This is a genomic window from Cupriavidus sp. MPR-AND1C, assembly GCF_058809705.1.
The window spans coordinates 1-2437 of the sequence record NZ_JBXASU010000186.1 but is presented as its reverse complement, the minus strand read 5'-3'; the positions used below and the strand labels follow the sequence as shown (position 1 = coordinate 2437).

Here is a 2437-nt window from a genome sequence, read left to right as displayed (position 1 = left end):
CCCCAATCTCCCGCCTCACCTCCCCCGCATGCCACAACACATGCAAGTGCGCCAGCGCCTCGCCCATGGCAAACGTCATCTGGTGAATATCAAACTGCCGGTTGAAGATCACGCCGACGATGTCATGCGCGTTACAGGCCTTCTCCACGCAGGCCGCCCGGGTCTCGGCAAGCCGCTCCACATGGTGTTCGCGCAATTGCTTGATGCGAATATGCAGGTTCCGGAACGGCCGGCCATGCGATGGCAGGATCAGCACGTCTTCCGGCAGCGGCTCGTACTTGCCCAGGGAATCCAGGTATAGCTTGAGCGGATTGGCTTCCGGCTCCATGTCGAACACGCTGACATTGGTGGAGATGCGCGGGAGCACCATGTCGCCGGAAATCAGCACATTCAAGGCGGCGTTGTAGAGTGCTACGTGCTCGGGCGCGTGCCCGAAGCCAGTGATCACTCGCCAGCCGGACCTGGCCGGGTCGGTGCCGATATGCACGGTATCGCCGTCCATCATGCGGCGGTACTGGGTGGGCAGGTCGGGCACCAGCGACGGGTAGTAGCTTTTGCGCGCGCGCAGCTTTTCCAGGCTGTCGGGGTCCGTCAGGCCGTGGCGGGCGAAGTGGCTGGCCGCGAAGTCGCCGCCGGCGTTGGAGCCGGCGCCGCTGCCGCCGCCCATCACGCGGGCGTTCATGTAGTCGCCCAGGCTCATCCACAGGCGGGCGTCCCAGCGCTTGCACAGCCAGTGCGCCAGCCCGATGTGGTCGGGGTGGCAGTGGGTGGCCAGCACGCGCAGCACGGGCAGGCCGTCGAGCTCGTTGGCGAACACGGTTTCCCAGTGCGCCTTGATGGTGTCATTGGTGACGCCGCAATCGATGATGGTCCAGCCGTCGCGGCCTTCAAGGCGGTCACGCACCAGCCACAGGTTGATGTGGTCCAGCGCGAAGGGCAGCGGCATGCGCAGCCAGTAGACGCCGGGCGCCACCTGCTGCCGCGCGCCGCTTTCGGGCAGGGTTTCGCCAAACGGGTATTGGAGTTCGTGTTCGAGTGCGTTCATGAGGAGTCTCTCGGGTCTGAAGCCCTGTGCGCGCAGTGCCGCGCGCAGGCGGGCTTTCTCGTTGTCACGGTTGCATATCGCGGTTGCCAGCGGCCTTGCTTGACGCTAACGTTAACGTCAATCGGGGCGGGCTTTTTCCATCTTAAGCGAAAACTTCATTCCATACCGAACGACCGTTCACTTTTTTACCGGGCCACCATGCCAGACTCGCCAGTCACGCCAACCTACACCATCACCGATCTCGCCCGCGAGTTCGACGTGACGCCGCGTGCGATCCGCTTCTACGAGGACCAGGGCTTGCTGTCGCCGGAGCGCGAAGGGCCGACCGGGCGCAAGCGCGTCTATAACGGGCGCGAGCGCACGCGCCTGAAGCTCACGGTGCGGGGCAAGCGGCTTGGGCTGACACTGAACGAAATCCGCGAGATTCTTGATCTGTACGAGTCGCCGCGAGACACCGCGCCGCAGCTGGAGCGCTTCCTGCATTCGCTGGCGCATCACCGCGGCGCACTGGAGCGCCAGCTCGAGGACCTGCAGGCGCAGCTTGCCGACATCGACCAGCACGAGCGGCAGTGCCGGGCGTTGTTGGCGACACATGGATGCGACGTGCCACCGGATGTGGTGAAAAGTGCTTGATAAGCAATTATTCCAGTTCGCGCGTCTGATTTGATTGACGTTTACGTAAACGTCAATAGAATAGCTTCTCAAACAAGGAAAGCCCATGCCCCAAGCTGTCGATGCCACGCCGTTGTCCGCCGAGCGCGCGGATGCCATTGCCACCAGCTTCTCCCGCCAGGGCCTGATGACCACTTTCGGCGCGGCGCTGACGCGGGTCATGCGGGGCGAGGTGGAGATCGCTATGCCGTGGTCCGAGGGCGTGACCCAGCAGCACGGTTTTTTCCACGGTGGCGCCGTCGGCGCGCTGGCCGACAGCGCCTGCGGCTACGCAGCACTGTCGATCGTGGGGGATGGCGAGGCCGGGCTGACCGCCGAGTACAAGATCAACCTGCTCTCGCCCGCCCAGGGCGAGCGGCTGGTGGCGGTGGGCCGCGTGCTCAAGCCCGGCCGCACCTTGATCGTGGCGCAGGGCGACGTATATAGCGAGACGGCCGGCGTGCGCAAGGCGGTGGCCACCATGCTGATGACCTTGTGCGTGGTGCGCACGCTAGACCACGTCTGACCACAAACGACAAAGCAGACAAAGTAGACAAAGTAGACAAAACAGACAAAACAACAAGACCGACGCCATCAGGAGACCGCCATGATCGCAACGACTGAGCTGCCAGGCCTGAAATTCGACTTGGGCGAAGACATAGAGATGCTGCGCGAAACCGTGTGCAACTGGGCGCAGGCCGAACTGGCGCCGCGCGCGGCCGAGATCGACCGCACCGACCA

The 2437-nt window shown here is 64.0% G+C and carries 3 protein-coding genes and 1 pseudogene; 3 read left to right on the top strand and 1 reads right to left on the bottom strand.

Annotated features, from left to right (window positions below; translation table 11 throughout):
* Positions 1 to 1045: MBL fold metallo-hydrolase (locus AC1RWI_RS37880; protein ID WP_492870870.1), on the bottom strand; the 1045-nt coding region annotated here is incomplete at its 3' end.
* 198 nt (positions 1046 to 1243) lie between these two features.
* Between AC1RWI_RS37880 and AC1RWI_RS37875 the strand changes: the two genes are divergently transcribed.
* From AC1RWI_RS37875 to AC1RWI_RS37865, 3 genes and pseudogenes are all read left to right on the top strand, one after another.
* Positions 1244 to 1678 carry a MerR family transcriptional regulator gene (locus tag AC1RWI_RS37875; RefSeq protein ID WP_043342929.1) on the top strand — a complete coding sequence of 145 codons (435 nt, stop codon included), beginning with the start codon at positions 1244 to 1246 and terminating at the stop codon, positions 1676 to 1678.
* An 85-nt stretch (positions 1679 to 1763) separates the two neighbouring features.
* Entirely contained in the window at positions 1764 to 2222 is a 459-nt protein-coding gene (locus AC1RWI_RS37870; RefSeq protein ID WP_043342932.1) for a PaaI family thioesterase, read from the top strand.
* 81 nt (positions 2223 to 2303) lie between these two features.
* Positions 2304 to 2437: pseudogene (locus AC1RWI_RS37865) on the top strand (isovaleryl-CoA dehydrogenase); the annotation flags it as partial.